The organism is uncultured Maribacter sp., assembly GCF_947496775.1.
GTDB lineage: Bacteria > Bacteroidota > Bacteroidia > Flavobacteriales > Flavobacteriaceae > Maribacter_B.
Window position 1 is genome coordinate 42,632 of record NZ_CANMDU010000011.1, and the last position, 21,997, is coordinate 64,628.

Sequence of the window (21,997 nt, forward strand, 5' to 3'; positions counted from 1 at the left end):
ATCACACAATATTTTTAAGAATTTCGTCTATGAAAGGTAATTTATTCAGGTTCATCAGCTCTTCTTCTTTTTCGCAATCGTAAGTCTTATGTCCAAAAAAATTATTTTTTAAATCGCCCATCTTATCAATATATGGTACAAATTCAAGATTAGTACCTTTTAGTGTTTCTTTAAATAGAATGCCAATATCCTTTTTCGTTTTTATATGAGAATTTAGCTTTTCCGTATTTAATATTAAAATATCAAAAAACAGCTTGCCATTTTCAGGTATTTTACTGTATTCTTTAAGTTTATACTCTTGAACAGAATTACTACTTATAACAACCAACACTTTAACAAGAGATATAAATATATATTTTCTAGTCTGCTCTCTCTGGTAATCCTCAGGATAATGTCCGGATTCAAAAAGTATAGTTGGTGTATTTAACATTTGAAAAGCGTCCCCCACACAATTAGAATTAAAGCCATCGTCATATCTTCCTACTTGCCCAGGAATTACTTTTTGCAATTCTTCATTCATTGCCACAATTAACTGCATACTAATTGCTCTGGACTTAGATATATTTCTTTCGGAATCATGCGCTGGTGCAAGGAAAGAAACTGTTGCTGGTTTATTGGTATTCCCTACATTAAAAATGGTACGTTGGTCATGCAAATTAAGACAATAGTTAGGTTTAAAGGAGTCATATACCTTTCTTAAAACAACACTTTCTGGTTGACTCCGGTTTTGAGCATCTCTATTTAAATCTACCTCATTTGCATTAATTCTTGTATATGCAAACGCGCCATCCGGATTTAATATTGGTATTATTTTAATGGTACATTTATTCTTTATTTCTACAACCTCTTGGGTATCTTGTTGTAAAAAGTTTAATAAATCTAAAACAGCTTTTGTTGTTGTAGATTCATTTCCATGCATCTGAGACCACATTAAAATTTTTCTACTTCCACTACCAACTGTAACACTTTTAATGCTTTTATTTTTTACAGAATAACCAATTTCTTCTATTGTAAATTCCTCTGGAAGGCGACCCAAAATGAGCTCAATTTGCTCCATAACAACATAACGTCCTTGCACAGATTCTTCTTTAATATTCTGGTATTCTATTGATGATAACATTTATTTTTTTTTAAGTAACAATGCAAAAATACAATCAATATAAATTACATTTGTAACCACAAATCATGCATTTGTTACATGACAATTACTTTCATCTAATATGATGAATTAAAGAATTCTTAATGTTTTGTTTTTCTAAGTTTCAAATATTTAATAATCAATTAGTTATAGTTATTTATAAAAACTATATATTTAAATATTAATTCTAACAAGAACAATCTATTAACGAGAAAAATATATGGCATATAATTCATAAAACAACATATTGGTTACAATGGTAAACAAAGAAAATTTTATAAAAAGACTAACCCAAATTCTTAAGTATCACGACTTGTCTGCTTCTACTTTTGCAGATAAAATAAATGTACAGCGCTCTAGTATTTCTCATTTATTATCTGGCAGAAATAATCCAAGTCTAGATTTTGTTTTAAGAGTGGTTAACGTTTTTCCTGAAGTAAATTTATATTGGCTTCTTAAAGGAGAAGGTTCTTTTCCTGCAAACGAAAAGAAGCTAAACTCCACCTCCCCTATTTTATCAAAAAACGTATCTAAAGAAAAGCCGGATGATTTAACAGAATCAAAATCTATAGAAAAAATAGTTTTCTTTTACACCGACGGAACTTTTAAATCTTTCAAAGGTTAAACCTTTCTTTAAATTGTTTACCAGAAGTATTTCAAAATATTTGCTAGGATTAACTTGTAATTTATTTAATTTGTATCTATGATTAAAAAAATCACCCTAGGCATTCTATTACTTTGTGTTGCCATTTCTTGTTACCAACCTCAGAGAGACTGCAAAGCCTTTAAGACTGGAGAATTCACTTTTAATTATAAAATAAATGGAGAAACAAAAACTGGCACATTCATTAGAGATGCTAATTACAGCATAGACTACTATGACAACAAGATAGACAGCGCATCAATCCGTTGGGTAAATGACTGCGAATTTGTTTTAAAAGATATCCATAGCAATACAGCTATACACTACAAAATTCTTAGCACTACAAATGATTCTTATACATTTGAATACAAAAGCGCAGTAAAAGACGAAAATAAAAAACTTATAGTAAAAACAGGAACTGCTACTAAAACCAAATAACCATGTTCGAAATTTTTTCAAATCCAGATGCTTGGATTGCATTATTAACTCTTACTTTTTTAGAAATTGTTTTAGGAATAGATAACATCATTTTCATTTCTATAGCCGCCGGAAAACTAGACAAAACACAACGAAAAAAAGCTACAAACATAGGATTAGTACTTGCTATGGCTATGCGTATTGTTCTTCTTTTTGGTATTTCTCTGTTAACTTCCATGAAAAAACCATTCTGGATACTTAACTCCGATTGGATCAGCGGTGGTATTAGTGGCCAAGCACTTATACTATTTGCAGGTGGTTTGTTTTTACTTTATAAAAGTACGAAGGAGATTCATGAAAAAGTAGAAGATAAAGGGCATGACGAAAGAGAAGTTACCAAAGCACGCTCTACCTCACTTTCCAATGCAATTGTTCAAATAACTATAATTAACATTGTTTTTTCTTTTGATTCTATACTAACAGCTATAGGAATGACAAATGGAATTTCACCAAACCCAAACGACGCTCTTGTTCTTATGGTTGTTGCTGTTGTAATTTCTGTTGTTATAATGATGCTTTTTGCTAACCCTGTCGGAGAATTTGTAAACAGACACCCTTCTATACAAGTATTGGGGCTTTCGTTCCTAATATTAATAGGTTTTATGCTGATTGCTGAAGCGGCTCATTTAGCACATTTAGAAGTATTTGGAAATGAAGTTGGAACAATACCAAAAGGATATTTATACTTTACAATAGCATTTTCCTTAATGGTTGAGTTTTTTGATTTACGCATGAAAAAAAACAAAAAAGGGAAGTCTAGCACCATAGAAGAATAACTCTTTATAAAAACAAAAAAGCCTTATATATAAAACATATAAGGCTTTCTTGTACCAAGGCAAGATACCTATACTACATCAAACGAAGAGCCTCTCGCCTACTTAAAGGGTTTAATTCTGTAGTTTCAACAAAACGAACAACCCATGTAGGGTTTGTTCTACTGTATTCTCTTAAAACCCATCCTATAGCTTTATTTATAAAAAACTCTTTGGACCCGAGTAAAAAAAGGACAACCTTACTTAGTAATTCCGTATCTATTTGATCTTTGTATTTTAGCTGAAACAAAAGAGCAGACCGTTGTAGCCATATATTATTAGACAACAACCATTTTTCTATATACTTTTTACGTTGTTCAGGGAATATTTTAAAAAAAGCTCCAAGTAATTTTACAGCAATAAAATCTACGGTATCCCACCAAGATTTATTTATTATCATAAACTCAAAAAGCGCTATATCTTTAATTTCTAATCTTTTAACATATTTAAAAACAAGTTCTTGACCAAAATGCTGAAATTCTCTTTGCGGTTTCTCCCATAACATTTCTATAATATTTTTTAATTCGGAATGCAACGGCAAATATTCTTTAACCAAAAAAGGTTTTTGAATACCTCTTCTAACAGCTGTCTTTAATCCAAAATATTCAAATTGATTACGCACATAAGCTTTTTGTTGCAAAGCAATTTCAGCATTTTTATAATGCTCAAATTCTTTTGTTAGCGTTTCTAAATAATGTTGCATTAAGTTTCTAATTTAACTTAAAGATACATATTTACCTATGTTCTGTTATTAAATCGTTTCAGCAAGGAACAAATTACACCCTATTCCATGACATCAAAATCTTTTAAATTTTGTATTTCAGGTAAAATTACATCATATATAAAACTGTTATCCTCCATGTATATTCCTGATACTATTAAACTATATGAATAAACACCTTCTCTCATAGAGAATAAAAAACCATTAGGAGCTCCATCATAAGTGCGATTAGCATAGTAATTTTCATCACCAGGCAAATCCATGTTTGTAACTTCTTCGGTTCCTTGTCCAAAAGAATTAACAACTAAACCCAACGCATCGTTACTAAGTTTATAGTTTTCCTTAGCGTCTTTTATAGTTTTATCTTTAGTAATAGTTATAGAATAAAACAATGGAGTATAGAAATCTGTTTCAATTAAATCATAAGTATATTCTAGCTCTATAGAGCCGTCCAAATATTTGGTCAAACTACTTGTCTCTGATTTTCCACTTAAATCTACTTGGATATCATATTCTTTTGATACTTCTTTAATAGTGGTAACAATGGGATACTTAGAAATATCCACATCATTAGTGGAACAAGAGATACATATTACAAGAAGTAAGATTGAAATTTTTTTCATTAAATACGAGTTAATAAATGAAACGAAACTAATGTATTAGATACAACGCATAAAAAGACACATATTATATATATACCTAAATATCTTGTTTCATTAATTAAATTAAAACTTTAAATAAAGAAATTAATACTACTGTAAATATGCTAATTACATCTGTCCCAAAAAATTATTACTCCTCGCTAATAAACTAAAAACAAAGCACCTAACAACTACTCTTTAAAATTAGGGTTTTCCAAAACCTTACCTTCTTCTCTTGCCTTCATATATACCGCCTTAGAGGGTCTTGGCCTTATGCGATACTTAGTTGGAAAGCCTGTTTCTCTAAAAAAATCATCCTGAGTTCTTTCTGTTGGCATAACATCATTCGTTTCTTTCCTAATCTTTCTCAATCTAGATTGCATATCGGCTAATACCTCTGCATACTCAGGATTTTTAGCCAAATTAATAAGCTCATTAGGATCATTAACAATATCAAAAAGCTCCTCTTCATCTCTTGGAATTTCAAAACATTTTAACTGAGCTTTATTTAAAGAATTCTTAGCTTTTTCAGAAAGCATACTTTGCCAACTTCTCCCCCTAATTATATCGGCAGAAGGCGTATTGGGTAAATCTGTATAATAATTTTTTACGTATTTAAATTTTTTAGTACGTACCGCTCTAGTATAATCTTCATAGTCATGAAAATGATCTTCGGCATAAATCTCTTCATGAATTTCAATTTTACCATCTTCTAACAATGGCACAATACTACTACCATTAAACTCTTCCAAAGGTTCAAGATTAGCTAATTTCATAAACGTAGGTGCTATATCTACAGAACTCACTAAACTATTACTCGTGGTCCCTGCTTTTATTTTAGCAGGCCACTTCATAATCCATGGTGTTTTTATACCCCCATCATAAAGCGTTGTTTTATCTCTAGGAAAAGCTCTACCGTTATCCGCTATAAAAAGGACAATAGTATTCTCTGCAACCCCTTGCTTCTCTAACTCTTTTACTACTTTACCTATATAAGCATCCATTCTATTTATCTCATCATAATAAAGAGCAAAATCTTCTTTTACTTTTTCGGTATTAGGCATGTATGGCGGCAGCATAACATCTTCTGCCTCATGAGGAGTGTTACTTATTCCTTTATAAAAAGGACGATGCGCATCAAAAGATGCTAGCCAAGTGAAAAAAGGTTTATTTTTTGGACGATTTTGCAAAAGAGACATCCAGTCATCGCATCCACTTCCATCACCAACTAATCGTCTATCTAAACCAATAGGAGCATCTTTCCATTGCATTTCCAGAAGAACATCAAAATCATCTCTTACCGGGTCCCCTAAATGATATTTACCAGCTAAACCTGTCCAATATCCTGCATTTTTCAACTCTTGCACAAAAGTTTTTTTGTTTTCTGGCAAAGGCCACGAGAGCTGTTCCGCATCTGTATTGTGAGGATAAAGGCCCGATATTATACTAGTTCTACTAGGACTACAGGAACTCGTGGTTAAAAAAGCTTCTGTAAATAACATTCCATCGTCCGCTAGTTTATCTAAATTAGGGGTTCTAATTTTTGAATTTCCATAAGGACCAATATCATTCCAACTAACATCATCAGCTATAATTAAGACAATATTGGGTTGCTGATTTTTAGGAATTGTTTTTTTATCTGACTTACAAGATGTTAACCAAATAAATACAAATGGAAAAAACAAATTAAAAGAATACTTTAAGGACATTTTTATAGTTTTAGTTATTCTAATACTACTAGTTTTCATTTTAATCTATTTTTATATACACCATAATACTATAACTCAAAGCACTCTATAAAACTATATAGATAGCTGCCTTCCTACTCCAACTCTTTAAAAGTATAGCTAAATATAACTACACAAAAACTTTTTATACAAATAATAAAACAAGAGTTAGTATTATTCCCGCAGCAGCGAAATACATTCCCTTTTTAAAAACAGGCATTTTAGGGGTATACATCCAAAATGCAGAAAGCACAAAAAACAATAGTGCAAAGCCAAAAAATATGTTTAGAAAATACAGAGGGCTATTTGTTGTTGCCTTATGCATTCGCTCCATTTTCTCCAAAAGAAATGGCAATTTCATTTTTTTTAAAGTTGCTACTCCCGTCTCTTGATTGTAGTTACCATTTTTAAAATAAAAAACTCCATTCTCTATTTTTTCCACCTTTACACCTTTCCTAAATTTAGAACGCAATGCCTCTTCCGATAGATTAGGTTTAAATTGCTCTTCTACAACAACCTCACTTTTTAAAAAATCGGTTTGCCTAAAAACCATAAGTATTCCGCTTAAGGCATAAACGGCCATTATTCCCGCTAAAAAAAAGCCTAAATACCTATGAACAATTCTTATTTGAAAGGAAAAAGGAGTCTTTTTATTTGTCATTTTTGTTCTGCATTTTATTTAAATTAAGACTCTTAGTCTAGATAAAGGTTTAAATATACAAACATATTTATTTTTTGTCTCTAAGCAATTAAGACCAATACACTTTTACGAGATGATTGAGGTTGTAATACTATAAAACTTGCCATGCGTATATATACTGCAAGGACATTTAATTATTTAAGGAAACCGCCTTTTTAAATTCCTTACTTTTAACTATTAAATACTCCCAAATTTCCATTGCATTTTTTGCTTTAGCCAATTCCGAAAAGTCTTTTTGAGACATGCAATAGGTAAGAAACCCATCTATATTGGTTTCAGGAATATCAAAATCTTCGGACATTGTTTTCTTAGAGAATTTATCTATTATTTCACCCTCCAATTGCATATCTAGGTCACGAGCCACCATTTCCTCAAAAGATTTTGTCCTACCAGAGAGTTTATTCAATACTTTATGGGTATTTATAGTCAAGGCAATAACATAAAAACGCATATACTTACCCCTATCTGCCTCTATAAGAAGACGTTCGCTTTGAGGCATTTTTTCAATATTTGCATTGGGTAAATGCAATTTAGAAGAAGTAACAACAGATTCAACTTGTAACGCCTTTATATCCAAATTAATCTTACCTGTTAAATTATATGGCATAACTGTAACCTCTTTTAAATTAATAACATTATCCGCAAGGTTTATTATTACCAAATCTTTCTTTAAAATAGCATCTGTAATTACCAACTCTTTTGCTTGGTATTGCACCGCAGTAAACCTAACAGAATCTCTCCATGCAACCTCAAGAGAAAATAACCCCAAAGAATCTGTAATAGTAGATTTCTTGGAGTTTAAGTTTACAATTAAGATATTAGAAACATCATTCTTGCTGCTTATGGCTTTACCATGCAGCAATTTTGTATTTTCTTGGCTAAACCCTTTAAAAACAATCAATGTAATTAGCAATACTAAAAACCGTAAATACTTCTGCAATACTAAAACTTTAGAATTAAGAGAAACCAAAAAAACAACAACATTTTTAATAGGTATTCATAAAAACGAACAACTTTACCCCTTCCTTTAACGTAAAATAATACACAAGAAAAACACTTATTTATTTCAACACAAACGTCCGAAAATTAAGCCCTAATAGCCTATCGCCCCGCAATTAAAAATAACAAACTTTTTAAAAGGTTGTTATTCCCAGTTATTTATTTATGATTAATATAACATATAACATGATTTTTTAAGCACCTAAAACAACTAGTAACTATTTAATAATTTACGTATAACTTCTTCGTTTAACTCAAACCCTTTAAGGTGCGGCCAACCTTCCCAAACCACAACCCCATCAGGATTAATAATCACACAATGGGGAATCCCCTGAACTTCATAAACCTCTTTTAATTTCTTCCTTGTATCTATTGCACTATAATATTCTATTTTTGGGGTTTTCATTTTTTTTACTTTAGCTTTAGTTTCATCGCTAATTCCTATAACCACTAAGCTGTCTATAAATTTTTTCTGAAATACATTCAATTCAGGAATTGCTTTTTTACAAGGACCACACCATGTTGCCCAAAAATCTATTAGAATAAACTTTCCTTGTGTTTCTGGCTTATCGGTTAACCATTTTTCCACCACAATTTCCGGGGCTTTTTTATTCATAAAAGATTTAGCCCATATTTTTTTCTCTTGAGAGTACGAATAAGTAACAGTTAAAACTGATAGTACAAATAAAATTCTTTTCATATTTTTATTATTAGGCAAATTACCGAACTTAGTTTTACTTCTTGAAACTCACATTTATTAGCAAGAAATATGAGTTTTGATTTTTTCAGCGAAAGTTTAGAACCTGAAAATTTACACGAGATAAATATATTTTTTTTAAGGCGTTGATTGTTTTTAGGTGAATCAAAAATCCAACAACCACACAAGTCAGATTCCGTAATTGAATTAACCTGTTCATGTAATGAAAGTCCGGATACAAGAAAAATAAAGGACATAACTACTAATCTTTTCATACAGGCTGAAGCATCAAAAATTGCAACGAAATTAATAACAACGGTCTCGTATAACCGTCAGTTACGGGTTAAATTAGCGATTATACACCTTAGGTTTGATTTTCTTTAAATTCATAGTACAAACTACAAAAAACAAAAGAGAGGATTAAGGTTAATTTATACAATCTCTGCCAGGTTTTTAAAACTATTGATTATATAATTTGGCTTTTGTTTTTCTAATTTTTCCCTCGTGTTGTTTCCATAAGTAACTCCACACGTATCTACATTGGCCCTTTGCCCCATTTCAATGTCAAAAATTGTATCGCCAACTACTAAACATTCAGATGGATGATAATTATATTTATTTATTATGAGATTTACAATGTCTGGTGAAGGCTTTTTATTTTTAGCATCTTCTTCGCCTCCAACAAATGTAAAAATGTCGCAAACATTTTGCTTTTTGAGTATTTTAATTAATGCCTCTTTCCCTTTGCTTGAGGCAACAGTAAGATTTATTCCTTGTTTATGAAAATCTAACAATGTGCTTTTTACACCATTAAAAAGAGAAATCGTGTCGATTACAATTTCATTATAATGTTTACGATAAATTAAAGTTGCTTCTTGTATTAATTTTTCGTCAATTGAAAAGGCTTCTTCAAAAGTAGTTTGCAGTGGCAATCCTATTAAGTTTTCTATTAATTTTTCGTCATAATTATCAATGTCAAAACTATGAGCCACAAACTTCATTGACTGTAAAATACTTTCTTTGGTATCTGCTAATGTACCATCAAAATCTAAAATAAGATTCTTATATTTCATTTGAATACATGTTTTTTAAAATGTGTTATAACGTGTTTGTGTATGAAACGTAGCGCGGAAAAAGACACTAACTTTTCGGATTGACACAAAGCCGAATTTTTATATTTTGTTTATAATTTATCTCTTTTTAAAAGCCAAATTAAAAATTTGGCGGACTTTATAAATATACACAAACCTTTTGGGTAAGAAACTATTAGCTGTGTTTTACACACCGTGTTGTAGGTCGTTTTTTTAATTCCAGAATTTCCACCATTTACTATTAGATATGTTTTCTTCATTGGGCTTTTTTAACCATTCAATTTCGTGTCCAACTTCTCCCTCTTCGATTTCTCCAACTTTAAACTCTAAAATTTCCGTTGCAATTTTTTTTATTTCAGTTTTCCATTCTATCCATTCGTTTAATTCCATTTTCCCAATAAAGTGAAGTCCGCTGGGTTCAATAGAAGCATATATTGATTTTTCATTTTCATTAAAACTGAACCAATATGGAATTCTGTTTTCTCCAAATCCAATCCAACCTTTCATTTTTTTATATACTAAAGGTAATTTATCTAAAACCTCATTAGGTAAATCATATCTAATATTCAAATTACATTCTTGTATTTCTATATTTCGGTTATCGTTTTTATATACTTCTAAAAACTCTTGCATTTGCTCTTCTTGATGTTTATTAAATTCTTCTTTTTTGTCAATCCAAGCCGAAGAGTTAATAGTAATAGATTTAGCTTCTAAAAGAGAACAATTTTGATTAATTCTAACATATGCAATACATTCTAAAATTCCATATTCTTTGGATTTTAGCTCAATTAACCTTTGTCCTAATTCAAGAGGTGTTTTTTTATTTTCTTTTTCACCTAATTCAGTTATATCTTCTATCGACATTTTTTGGTAATTACCAACAACGGTTTTGTGTATGAGTAGTAGCGGATTTCTACTCGCAAATCTTTCGGTTTTGCAATGACCTTTGTTATATGTTTATACTTTCGTTTTATCATTTAAACCGCTATTACTTATACACCGTGTTGTGCTTAGTTATTGCTTTTCAGATTTTCTTTTCATTAGTTCTTTACATTCATTTTCTCGTGCTTTAGAAAAGTAAAATTTATCCGAATTCAATATGGCTTTATGGGTTGAATTTGTTTCAATAAATGGAATTATATTCATTTTCATTTCTTCTATCCATAAATCAGTCGAAGAATTTAACTCTATTGAGTTATGTCCGCGAATTGTAGGCTTTTTTATTTGAGCCATCGCTAAATATTCATCATCGTAGACATCTCCAATTTCGGAATCGAAATACACTATGTTTATGTCATAAAATCCATGTCCAAAGGTTTTATATTCAAAAAAGATAAATACCGATAAGCCATTTCCCAAATCTTTAAATATCCGTTTAGATGTTTTAGTATGTCTTTCAAATCCTTGTGTTTTGAAAAAAACTACAATCTTTTCTTTAAATATCTTGTCAAACTCTTTTTTTCTATCCTTTGTCGTAAATTCTTCAATCATTCGTTTTGTTAATTAAGCACAACAACTGTGTAAACATAATACTTACACAAAAACACTACTCCAAAATACTCTCATAATTATATACAACCTTCAAAAAAACAAAATATTTATCCTACAAATATTAACAATTTGCACTACCCCTATATATACCTAGAAAAAGAAAAAATACAAAAAAAACGGCTTGATTATGCATCAATACCGCTTTTGGATTAAAAAAGTAGTTAGTCGTCTATTTTTCTAATCGCTCTAAAAGAATCTCTGCAACCCTCTCTGAAGATGCAGCGTTCTGCCCTGTTATAAGCAATCTGTCTTCCACTGTATAAGGTTTCCAATCTACTCCTTTGGAGTATATAGCACCATTGTCTAGGAGCATATCTTCTACTAAAAAAGGAACTACATTGGTTAATTGTACCGCCTCCTCTTCTGTATTTGTAAACCCTGTAACTTTTTTCCCTTTTACCAATGGCGTACCATCGACTTTCTTAACATTTTTAAAAACTCCTAGTGCAAGGCATACCGCACCTATAGGCTTATTTCTTGCATAGAAAGTTTCTATTATTGCTATTGAAACTTTATCTTCAACAAGATCCCATAATAGTCCGTGTCCGCCAGGGTAAAAGACAGCATCGTAATCTGCTGTATTTACTTCTGCAAGCATTATTGTTTTGCTTAGTTTGGCTTGTGCTACTTTGTCGGTATTAAAACGTACGGTTACTGGTGTCTTAAAATCCAACAACTCACTCTTAGGATCTATTGGTGGCTGCCCTCCTTTAGGAGACGCAATAGTTATTTCTACCCCCTTATCCGTTAACAGATAATAAGGCGCAGCAAATTCTTCTATCCAGATCCCTGTTTTTTTACCGGTATTTCCTAACACATCATGACTTGTTACTACAAATAATACCTTTTTTGTACTTTTATATTTTTCGCGTATATTTTTAACTGTTCTTTTTTTAAGCTGCGCTGAACTATTTATAAATAGCCCTAATGTTAAGATTATAAGTATTCCTTTCCTCATGTATCCTTCGTTTATATAAAACCAAAACACAAAGGTAGAAGCCAAAATTGAGATAAAAATTGATATATGATAAGAAACTAGGAAGCAGAAGTAGGTATTTCTTTTCTGTTTCTACTGAGGCTTTCTGTAGTCACACCTAAGTACGATACTATATGATAGTTTATTACGCGTTACCCTATGTTTAGATACGTCATTATAAAAGCTATGTAGAGTATGCAAAGTTTCCAAAAATTCTTTTTTGAAAACCAACAAAAGCCTTTTACATTTTCTTTCTAAAAAAGCCTTCTAATGTTGGAACTTCAACATAAAAAGACCCTAACTTTCTCTAGATATTTTATACGAGGCAACATCTTGCAAACATTATATTTGAAGGGTTCCGAAAACCGAAGAGAAGAAAGCAGTATGGTAGATAATCTACAAATCTCTAACTGCAAATTGTACGGTAGGTTCTTTCCTATGTGGATCCACAAAAAATGACCTTAAACAACCAGAGGGCACAAAATATTGATACAATATGAGCCCACCAGTTTCTAAAATAAGAGTGCTTTTTTTAACTTCTACCTTGGTCAACGCAGTACGTATTCGATCCTTTTTTGGAGAGGATAAAGGAAGACCTTTAAAGATTTTGCAGGCTACATTTTCTCCCATTTACACTCAATATCAAATAATAAAATATAATTTATAAATAACTTATAATCAGCAAATTAAAGATTTTAGCTTTAATCAAAAGTTTAAATATTACTTTAATTTAAATTTATCTTTTCCGTTTCATCTAAACGCCCAACATCTACAATCATCCCTCCATTTTCTGACTTAACCGTATACACAAATTTTTCGCCCCATTTAATTTCAGAAGCTTTATAAGACGAACGAGAATAAATATGTTGTGAAAAAGACTCATCAAATGCTTTTATGCTAACAATAAACTCTGCATCTTTTTCTAAAACACAAGCTTCATCCAAATTAAACAATGGACTTGTTTCTTCTATTGGATGCACTATAGTCCACATATATGGAAAGAAAATAACTTTAGGAATTTGTAACTCTAACTGATAAAAATCTCTTGCTCCGGAATCATCTTTCTTCATTGACAAAGTTAAATTTGCCTCCACATCTAATAGTTGATTTTCATGCGGATTTACTATTTTAAACATAAATCCATTAATTGCCTTAAAAGGAGCAACAACGGCATGAGAACTATATTTTATCTTTGGTCTAGGTTTAGAAAATCTACCATAAACCATCCCCGTTGCCAATGCAAAAGATAGCAAGCCTAGCATTGATTCTATCGCCGCAACTATATTTGCCGTTACACCAATAGGTGCCACCCTCCCATAACCTAAAGTAGTTACGGTCTGCGCACTAAAGAAAAATGCCTCTAAAAAAGCCTTTGCATTATCCGAACTATTTATACCCGTAAGATTTTCTACCCCTATCCATACATAAAGGCCAGCAAAAAAAATATTTATTACAAAATAACCTATTAAAATAATAACAAAAAAACGCCACCACGGCATAGAAATTAGAGAGTGAAAGAAATTAAATCTTTCCAAAAAAGGACGATTAGTTTTAGTAACATTAAAAGTACCATCTTTATTTAAAGTCCTATGTCCATCATAAGAAGTCTTTGTTCCTAAGCCATATTCTTTAATTTTTCCTTTTAAATTATCTGCCATAACTATTTTAAAAAAACTTTCTAAATTTAAAAAACAATGTGTTCTTTTAGTGTTTTACACTTAAATTATTTTATTGTCAACCGCATATTAACTAGATGGTTTTGAAATCCAGCTTTTTCATATGCCCTAATAGCAGAAATATTAGCTGAATATACATCTAAACGCAATTCATAAATACCTTTGGAAGAGCACCACTTTTTTATTTCTTCTATAATAGCTTTATTAATTCCTTTTCCTCGAAATTGAGGCATTACATACATGAAACCTAAATAGGCGTAATCGCTATGTTTTAAATATGGTTTTGCTTCTAAAATTTTTACATACGAAGAAGCTATTATTTTATTATTATACACAGCAACTAGTACGTCAGATTTTGGAGAAGTAATTAATTCAGCAATATTATAATAAGAAATTGGATCTGGTTTCAACGTAGAATCAAACGGTCTTTCTGCACTAATTACTCCTTGTTCAAAAATTTTTAAAACACTTAAATCATCTAAAATAGCAGGTCTAAAAAGAAAACTATCTTTACACATAGCAACATATATTAAATTTTAATTTGCTTAAAATCAGATAATTATATATATTAACAATAATAAACAGTTTAAACTAGATTTCCGACATTCTTATTAAGCAATTTATAGCCAATTTTGCGTCTTTTACATCTACAAAAATATGATCATGAAAGTAGCCCGCAACAACATTACAACTAATTTTATGCTTAGTTAACTCCGTTGCAATTGCAGCTGTTAAACCAACAGCATCTAGCGCAGAATGAATCGTAAGCGTAATCCAAGATGCAATAAATTCATACTTCAATTGCAAAGAATCTGCTTTGTTTTTTTCAATAACAATAGTTGTTCCTTCTTGTTCTTTGAACTCACAGATAGTATCTTTTCTAGGTATTTTATCTATATTTTTTACTGTACAAAAAACATATTCTCCATCATGGAGTTTAGGACTTATCCCTTTAATAAGCTCTTGTAAATTAGCTTCTCCAGCCATGTAAATTGCTACAAATTAAATACTATTAAAAAAAAATAAATCCTCTAATTAGGTCTACTAAAAACAGAGTTTGGATTTTTAGTTTTTTGGTCTTTAAACAAACGTTGTTGCTGCTTTACTGTCATAGTACTACCATCATGGCTCCATCCCGGAGGACCAAAAATATACATTAACTTATGAGCCAATTTTGGAGATTTTTTAGTATCATTCCAAATATCTTTAAACTCGTGAGTTAGGATTACTATGGGGTTATATGATTCTGGGGCATGGATAACACCAAATTTTACTTCAATATCATCATCTAACTCTTTCCATGTTCCAAAAATTTTATCAAAAATATTTAAAAAACCACCATGATTTTTATCTAAATATTCCACATTCTGAGAATGATGCACCTGGTGCATGGTATGCGTATTCATGAATTTTTCAATAATCCCCATTTTTGGCACGTATTTAGAATGCAATTGAAATTGCCAAAAAGACTCTATAGCTAAAGCAAAAATTACCACCTCAACAGGAAAACCTATGGCGGGCATCCACATATAAAAGAAAGGTTTATACAATAATGTAAACCATCCATTTCTTATAGCAGTTCCCAAATTAAAATGATCAGATGAATGATGCACTATATGTGCTGCCCATAATATTCTAATCTCATGATTTGCCCTATGAAACCAATAGTACGTAAAATCATCTGCTAATTGACATAACAAAAAGATATACCAAGAATACCCAAAAGATTCGTACCCCATAATATTTGTACGAACCCCATTTACTAGAGGGTTAAAAAATTCGTATGTATAATTAAAAACTGTTATTAAAACGGTTACCTTAATTAATGGACCCAAAATCGCAGAACCTATTCCCATAGCGCCACTTGCCATTAAATCTTTCCATACATACAAATCTTTGTCACCGTGTGTATGGCTATATGTTATTTCTAACAGTATAAAAGCAATAAAACAAGGAACACCATAAATTAGGGGGTTGGTTAAATCCATAAACTACATATATTTTTTTCAAAGATAGCTATTTAAAGAAGGTTATTCTTTGTAGCTTTTATATTATTTAAACTATTAAAGTTATTTATCATTCTTTTGCAAAATTTCATTTTGTTGTTTTAACAAAGTCTCTAAACTAGCTAACAACTCAATGTCTTTTGGAGTTGCAACCGTCTTATCTTTTGGGTCTTCTGCTCTATCTTTAAAATGATTTATAAATTTTAAAACCACAAAAATTGTTAATGAAATAATTCCAAAATCTACCAAAACTTCTACAAGCTCTCCATACCAAATAGCAACTTCATCTACGCCCGAAGCTGCTTCTCTTAAAATTATTTTTTTATCTGTTAATGAAACTCCTTCGGACAAGAGAGATAATGGCGGCATTAAAACTTTTTTTACTAAAGTATTTACTACTTTATTAAAGGCTGTACCGATTATAATACCTATAGCCATGTCTATCATATTGCCTTTTACAGCAAAAGTTTTAAACTCCTGAATAAAATTTTTCATAAAATTAGAAAAGTGTTATTTGTCCGTCATCATCCGAATCTACATCTAAATTTTCATCGGAATCCTCTTTAGATGGTTTGTTTTCGCCTTGCGAAGTTACTTTCGGAGTTTCTTTATCGGATACAACATTTTCGGAAACCTCTTCTACCACTTCTAATTCTTCTACCGGAGTCTCCGCTTCTTCTTCATATGGCAAAGATTCTAATGCATTTACATTCTTAACCTTTTCTGAAGTTAATTGATTTCCTAAAGCTTTTATTCCTTTAATAGCAATAAACTCTTCTATATCTATACTTAAATTAGGCTTTTGTTCTTTTCCTCTGGGTTTAACAAATTCCAATTCAACGACAGGCCTCCAATCTGTAGAAATTAACTCTAAGTACGATTTTGGATGTTCTGTAATAATAAGGTCTTCTCTATTTTCGTGCTCAATTAAAAAACGTTTTACAGCAAGTCTTTCTTTTTCTCCATCCCAATATATAGCCGATAATGGCTTCTTAGGATTCCATTTTTCTAGTACCACCATATCATCATCAAAATGAGACGTTAGAGTAGGTAGCATTGTTTTTACAATTCCTTTTTGCGTAACAATTAAAAGTAAATCGTCTCCTCTAAATTCACCGAGCAATTCTCCTCTACCATCTACATTTAATCTACGTACTACATCATCGAACCAAATTTTACGAGGTTTTAATGTAGAAACTCCCTTTTCTTTAAGCTCTATGCGCTTTACAGCATATTTAGTAACAATATTACCTTTTGAGGCTCTTCCTTTTATAAGAACATCCGAAAAATCGATATCCCACTTTAGTTTTTTTACACTCCCTACTTGTCTCAAATTTATAGTTACTACTTCTGCTTCTCCATTAGGATTAGCACTGTAATATAAAACCTGAGATGCTGGTTTACCCGTTGTTAAATCGTACAACTTATCCCTAGTCATACTAGTAACATTAAAACGTTTAATATAGGTTGCCCCTCCCTTACCATCTTTATAAATCATGTTATATGTGGTTCGAGCATCTTTCTTTTTAAATACAGCCACGTGAATAATGTTTTTACCAACAAAAGTTTTGGTATCTACTTTAGAAACCATCATTTTTCCGTCTTTGGTAAACACAATAATATCGTCAATATCACTGCAATCTGTAACATATTCATCTTTGCGTAAAGAGGTACCTACAAAGCCTTCTTCTCTATTTACATAAAGTTTTGTATTCCGAATAACAACCTTTGTAGCTTCAATATCATCAAAAATTCTTATTTCAGATTTACGCCCCCTGCCTTCTCCATATTTGGCTTTTAAGTTTTTAAAATAGTCTATTGCGAACTGAATAATATTTGCAAGATGATGCTTAACTTCTGCTATACGCTCTTCTAAACTATCTAACAATTGCTGTGCTTTATCAATATCGAATTTAGATATCCTCTTAATTCTAATTTCCGTAAGACGAACAATATCTTCTTCGGTAACTGTTCTCTTTAAATGTTTAACATGTGGTTTTAACCCCTTATCTATAGCAGAAATTACCCCTTCCCAAGTTTCTTCTTCCTCTATATCACGGTAAATTCTGTTCTCTATAAAAATGCGTTCTAAGGAAGAAAAATGCCATTGTTCTTCCAGTTCATTTAATTGAATTTCTAATTCTCTTCGCAACAATTCCACAGTATAATCCGTAGAACGTTTCAACATTTCAGTTACGCCAATAAACAAAGGTTTATTATCCTCTATTATACATCCTAAAGGGGAGATGGAGGATTCACATGCCGTAAAAGCATACAGAGCATCTATAGTTTTATCAGGAGAGATACCACTTGGCAAATGCACCAAAATCTCTACATCCGCTGCCGTGTTATCTTCTATTTTCTTTATTTTAATTTTCCCCTTATCATTGGCCTTTAAAATAGAATCTATCAAAGAAGAGGTATTGGTTCCGTACGGAATTTCTGTAATAGCAAGCGTATTCTTATCTACTTGCGCCATTTTTGCTCTTACCCTAACTTTTCCTCCTCGAAGGCCATCATTATAATTACTAACATCAATAATACCCGACGTTGGAAAATCTGGAAATATAGAAAAACGCTGTCCTTTTAAATGTTTTACAGAAGCGTCTATTAGTTCTATAAAATTATGAGGTAAAACTTTAGTAGACAATCCTACCGCAATACCCTCTGCCCCTTGTGCCAATAAAAGCGGGAATTTCACAGGTAAGTTTACTGGTTCTTTTTTTCTACCGTCATAAGAAAGTTGCCATTCTGTAATTTTAGGGCTAAAAACTACTTCTAAGCCAAATTTTGACAAACGAGCTTCAATATACCTAGAGGCAGCTGCTCTATCCCCAGTTAAAATATTACCCCAGTTTCCTTGCGTATCTATTAACAAATCTTTTTGGCCAATTTGCACCATAGCATCTGCAATACTAGCATCCCCATGTGGGTGATACTGCATCGTATGCCCCACAACATTAGCAACTTTATTGTAACGACCATCATCTAACTCCTTTAACGAATGAAGTATTCTACGTTGCACAGGCTTAAAACCATCTTCTATAGCTGGTACTGCACGTTCTAATATTACATAAGAAGCATAATCTAAAAACCATTCTTTATACATGCCAGTAACCTTTATTAAGGCTTCTTCTTGGTTTTCTTCATTATTCGTAATGTGCTCCTCGTTCAGTTCTTCATTCTCTTCCATGCAGAAAGATAGGTATTAGGTGGTTTGTACTTAATTTTGATCTACAAGGTCTATCTCTACCTTAAGGTTTTCTATGATAAATTTTTGTCTGTCTGGTGTGTTTTTACCCATATAGAATTGCAGTAAATTTTCAATAGACATCGCTTTATCTAACATAACCGGTTCTAAACGAATATCATCTCCAATAAAATGAACAAATTCATCTGGTGAAATCTCCCCCAAACCTTTAAATCGTGTAATTTCTGGCTTACCGCTTAACTTATTTATAGCACTCTTTCGTTCTTCATCAGAATAACAATAAATAGTTTCTTTTTTATTACGAACTCTAAAAAGAGGTGTCTGTAATATATATAGGTGATTCTCTTTTATTAATTCAGGAAAAAACTGTAAAAAGAAGGTTATAAGCAATAATCTAATATGCATACCGTCTACATCGGCATCCGTGGCTATTACAATATTATTATATCGTAAATCCTCCATAGACTCTTCAATATTCAACGCCGCTTGTAGCAAATTAAATTCTTCATTCTCATAGACTACCTTTTTAGACATTCCGTAAGAATTTAGGGGTTTTCCTTTTAAACTAAAAACAGCCTGGGTATTTACATCTCTAGATTTTGTAATGGAACCAGAAGCCGAATCTCCCTCTGTAATAAATAACGTACTTTCTAGATTTCTGGCTTTCTTTGTGTCTCCTAAATGTATACGACAATCTCTAAGTTTCTTATTATGTAAACTAGCTTTTTTAGCACGGTCTTTTGCTAATTTTCGAATACCGGAAAGCTCTTTGCGCTCGCGTTCGGCTTGCATAATTTTACGTTGTAAAAATTCTGCAGTTTCCGCATTTTTATGTAAGTAATTATCTAAATATTTACCCACAAAATCGTTAATATAGGTACGGACAGTAGGCAAATCCCCTCCCATATCTGTAGAGCCTAATTTTGTTTTTGTTTGACTCTCAAAAACAGGCTCCATTACTTTAATAGAAATGGCCGAGATAATAGATTTCCTAATATCCGAAGCTTCATAGCTCTTACCATAAAAATCCCTAATAGTTTTTACTAATGCCTCTCTAAATGCTGCTTGATGCGTACCACCTTGTGTTGTATTTTGTCCGTTTACAAAAGAATGATACTCTTCACTATACTGAGTTTTACTATGTGTTATAGCTACTTCTATATCATTTCCTTTTAAATGAATAACAGGATAAAGCATATCCTCTACATTATTATTATCTTCTAAAAGATCCTTTAACCCATTTTCTGAATGAAATTTCTCCCCATTAAAAACGATGGTAAGCCCAGGGTTTAAATACACATAATTTTTAAGCATGCGTTCCACATACTCATTACGGTATTTGTAATTTTTAAAGATAAGTTCATCTGGCGTAAAAGAAACCTTAGTCCCTTTACGCTGCGAGGTTTCGGAGGGGCCTTCTTCTGTCATTAAATTACCTTGACTAAATTCGGCAACCTTTAGCTGACTGTCTCTTGAGGATTGCACCTTAAAAAAGCTAGACAAGGCATTTACTGCTTTTGTACCAACACCGTTTAATCCTACAGATTTTTTAAACGCACGGGAATCATATTTACCCCCTGTGTTCATTTTGGAAACAACATCAACCACTTTTCCTAACGGAATTCCACGACCATAATCCCTAACATTAACTATATTATCACGGATTGCAATTTCAATGGTTTTCCCAGCTCCCATTACAAATTCATCAATACAGTTATCTATAACTTCTTTTAAAAGAATATAAATACCATCATCCGCAGAAGAACCATCTCCCAATTTACCAATATACATCCCTGGTCGCATTCTAATATGCTCTTTCCAGTCTAATGAACGGATATTATCTTCGGTATATTGGGTATTTTCTGCCATATATAGGAATTTAAACGAAAGTGTTGCTAATATAACACGACTTACAAAAAAATAAAACCCTTAACGACTAAAGTAATTAACAATAAAAAAAGAATTTTTGTTGATAGAATAGGTATTTCATTGAAAAAAGAGAGGAAATAGATAGTTTTTCACTATTTATTTCTCTTTTTTCTTTGAAATTATAGACACGCCACCAATTACGATTAACATCCCAACTACTTGTATTAATGAAATACGTTCCTCTAAAAAAACAAAAGCCAAAACTATAGTAGAAACCGGACCTAAACTTCCAAAAATTGAAAAGGTATTTGCCCCAAGTTTTTCTATTGCAGAAGAGACTAAAAAAGACGGAATTAAAGTGCAAAAAATTGCCATTACGGCACTAATAAAATACACCTTTTTTGGATAACTAAAAATGGCATAATCTCCTTGAATTAAAAAATGAATCACAACACAAAACGTAGATACTATCATAGCATTAGCAGTAAAACGAAGCACTCCAAATTTAGGAATTAACCAACCGCTACCTACCAAATAAGAAGCATAAGTAATTGCACTTAAAAAGATTAAAAAAGCTCCTTTATATACCGAAGTTCCCTCTAAACCTATTTCATCCCAAAAAGTAATTAGAACCCCTACATACGTAATAAAAATAGCCAAAGATTGTTGCGTAGATAGTTTTTTCTTAAAAAACAACCAAGACAGCAAAACCACAATGGTTGGATATATGAATAGGATAATTCTTTCTAAGCCAGCTTTAATATATTGCAAGCCAATAAAATCAAATAAGCTTGCTAAGTAATACCCTAAAAAACCAAACAAGAATAACCATAAATAGTCTTTAGTGCTTATGGTATCACTTTTAGAATTCTTGTACTTGTACGCTATAACCACATAAAATGGTAAAGCAAATACCATTCTAAACAAAAGCAAAGTTAAATGGTCTATAGAATACCCATATGCTAATTTTACTAATACTGCTTTTGCAGAGAATAATAAAATTCCTAGGATGGCATAAATAATACCAACAGTAGTTTTTGAAGAGGTTTTAAACATACCGCT

At 31.5% G+C, this 21,997-nt stretch carries 22 protein-coding genes; 3 read left to right on the forward strand and 19 right to left on the reverse strand.

The features are described 5' to 3' along the window. Position 1 precedes the first annotated feature (1 nt). Entirely contained in the window at positions 2-1,120 is a 1,119-nt protein-coding gene (locus Q0856_RS15605; protein WP_298506536.1) for a M14 metallopeptidase family protein, read from the reverse strand. A 274-nt stretch (positions 1,121-1,394) separates the two neighbouring features. Here Q0856_RS15605 and Q0856_RS15610 point away from each other — a divergent pair, with 274 nt between their 5' ends. The 3 genes from Q0856_RS15610 to Q0856_RS15620 all read left to right on the forward strand — a co-directional run bounded on the left by Q0856_RS15610 (position 1,395) and on the right by Q0856_RS15620 (position 3,034). Continuing rightward, the gene (locus tag Q0856_RS15610; RefSeq protein WP_298506538.1) at positions 1,395-1,763 is read left to right on the forward strand and encodes a helix-turn-helix transcriptional regulator; all 369 of its coding nucleotides are present in this window, start codon (positions 1,395-1,397) and stop codon (positions 1,761-1,763) included. Positions 1,764-1,841: 78 nt separating this feature from the next. Continuing rightward, positions 1,842-2,219 carry a hypothetical protein gene (locus Q0856_RS15615; RefSeq protein WP_298480097.1) on the forward strand — a complete coding sequence of 126 codons (378 nt, stop codon included), beginning with the start codon at positions 1,842-1,844 and terminating at the stop codon, positions 2,217-2,219. Positions 2,220-2,221: 2 nt separating this feature from the next. Then, positions 2,222-3,034, forward strand: coding sequence for a TerC family protein (locus tag Q0856_RS15620; protein ID WP_298480094.1), 813 nt, complete (start codon positions 2,222-2,224; stop codon positions 3,032-3,034). A gap of 73 nt (positions 3,035-3,107) precedes the next feature. Here Q0856_RS15620 and Q0856_RS15625 read toward each other — a convergent pair whose 3' ends face one another. The 18 genes from Q0856_RS15625 to Q0856_RS15710 all read right to left on the reverse strand — a co-directional run bounded on the left by Q0856_RS15625 (position 3,108) and on the right by Q0856_RS15710 (position 21,991). Next, the gene (locus Q0856_RS15625; RefSeq protein ID WP_298506541.1) at positions 3,108-3,773 is read right to left on the reverse strand and encodes a DNA alkylation repair protein; all 666 of its coding nucleotides are present in this window, start codon (positions 3,771-3,773) and stop codon (positions 3,108-3,110) included. An 80-nt stretch (positions 3,774-3,853) separates the two neighbouring features. Then, positions 3,854-4,357, reverse strand: a complete 504-nt coding sequence (locus tag Q0856_RS15630) for a hypothetical protein (protein ID WP_298506542.1) — start codon at positions 4,355-4,357, stop codon at positions 3,854-3,856. Between the two features lie 266 nt (positions 4,358-4,623). Continuing rightward, a complete protein-coding gene (locus tag Q0856_RS15635; protein WP_298506545.1) occupies positions 4,624-6,180 on the reverse strand; it encodes a sulfatase in 1,557 nt (518 codons plus the stop codon). A gap of 124 nt (positions 6,181-6,304) precedes the next feature. Beyond that, positions 6,305-6,820 carry a PepSY domain-containing protein gene (locus Q0856_RS15640; RefSeq protein WP_298480083.1) on the reverse strand — a complete coding sequence of 172 codons (516 nt, stop codon included), beginning with the start codon at positions 6,818-6,820 and terminating at the stop codon, positions 6,305-6,307. A 169-nt stretch (positions 6,821-6,989) separates the two neighbouring features. Beyond that, positions 6,990-7,799 carry a hypothetical protein gene (locus Q0856_RS15645; RefSeq protein WP_298506548.1) on the reverse strand — a complete coding sequence of 270 codons (810 nt, stop codon included), beginning with the start codon at positions 7,797-7,799 and terminating at the stop codon, positions 6,990-6,992. 270 nt (positions 7,800-8,069) lie between these two features. Then, positions 8,070-8,558 carry a TlpA disulfide reductase family protein gene (locus Q0856_RS15650; protein ID WP_298506550.1) on the reverse strand — a complete coding sequence of 163 codons (489 nt, stop codon included), beginning with the start codon at positions 8,556-8,558 and terminating at the stop codon, positions 8,070-8,072. Positions 8,559-8,986: 428 nt separating this feature from the next. Beyond that, the gene (locus Q0856_RS15655; protein ID WP_298506552.1) at positions 8,987-9,628 is read right to left on the reverse strand and encodes an HAD family hydrolase; all 642 of its coding nucleotides are present in this window, start codon (positions 9,626-9,628) and stop codon (positions 8,987-8,989) included. A gap of 231 nt (positions 9,629-9,859) precedes the next feature. After that, a complete protein-coding gene (locus tag Q0856_RS15660; protein WP_298506556.1) occupies positions 9,860-10,510 on the reverse strand; it encodes a hypothetical protein in 651 nt (216 codons plus the stop codon). Between the two features lie 150 nt (positions 10,511-10,660). Next, a complete protein-coding gene (locus Q0856_RS15665; RefSeq protein WP_298506559.1) occupies positions 10,661-11,137 on the reverse strand; it encodes a hypothetical protein in 477 nt (158 codons plus the stop codon). Between the two features lie 229 nt (positions 11,138-11,366). Continuing rightward, positions 11,367-12,155, reverse strand: coding sequence for a type 1 glutamine amidotransferase domain-containing protein (locus Q0856_RS15670; RefSeq protein WP_298506563.1), 789 nt, complete (start codon positions 12,153-12,155; stop codon positions 11,367-11,369). A 743-nt stretch (positions 12,156-12,898) separates the two neighbouring features. Continuing rightward, on the reverse strand, positions 12,899-13,831 hold the full coding sequence (locus Q0856_RS15675) for an ion channel (protein ID WP_298506566.1): 933 nt from the start codon (positions 13,829-13,831) through the stop codon (positions 12,899-12,901). Between the two features lie 65 nt (positions 13,832-13,896). Beyond that, positions 13,897-14,367 carry a GNAT family N-acetyltransferase gene (locus Q0856_RS15680; RefSeq protein WP_298506569.1) on the reverse strand — a complete coding sequence of 157 codons (471 nt, stop codon included), beginning with the start codon at positions 14,365-14,367 and terminating at the stop codon, positions 13,897-13,899. Positions 14,368-14,440: 73 nt separating this feature from the next. Next, positions 14,441-14,836 (reverse strand): ACT domain-containing protein, encoded by a 396-nt coding sequence (locus Q0856_RS15685; protein WP_298506571.1) that lies wholly within the window; start codon positions 14,834-14,836, stop codon positions 14,441-14,443. Between the two features lie 44 nt (positions 14,837-14,880). Next, on the reverse strand, positions 14,881-15,837 hold the full coding sequence (locus Q0856_RS15690) for a sterol desaturase family protein (protein WP_298480045.1): 957 nt from the start codon (positions 15,835-15,837) through the stop codon (positions 14,881-14,883). A gap of 81 nt (positions 15,838-15,918) precedes the next feature. Continuing rightward, complete coding sequence (gene mscL / locus Q0856_RS15695) at positions 15,919-16,350, reverse strand: large conductance mechanosensitive channel protein MscL (protein WP_298480042.1); 432 nt, start codon at positions 16,348-16,350, stop codon at positions 15,919-15,921. 4 nt (positions 16,351-16,354) lie between these two features. Then, complete coding sequence (locus Q0856_RS15700) at positions 16,355-19,048, reverse strand: DNA gyrase/topoisomerase IV subunit A (protein ID WP_298480039.1); 2,694 nt, start codon at positions 19,046-19,048, stop codon at positions 16,355-16,357. Between the two features lie 30 nt (positions 19,049-19,078). Beyond that, positions 19,079-20,935: a DNA topoisomerase IV subunit B gene (locus Q0856_RS15705; protein ID WP_298506573.1), complete on the reverse strand. Its 1,857-nt coding sequence runs from the start codon at positions 20,933-20,935 to the stop codon at positions 19,079-19,081. A gap of 156 nt (positions 20,936-21,091) precedes the next feature. Then, on the reverse strand, positions 21,092-21,991 hold the full coding sequence (locus tag Q0856_RS15710; protein ID WP_298506576.1) for a DMT family transporter: 900 nt from the start codon (positions 21,989-21,991) through the stop codon (positions 21,092-21,094). Between the last annotated feature and the right edge of the window lie 6 nt (positions 21,992-21,997).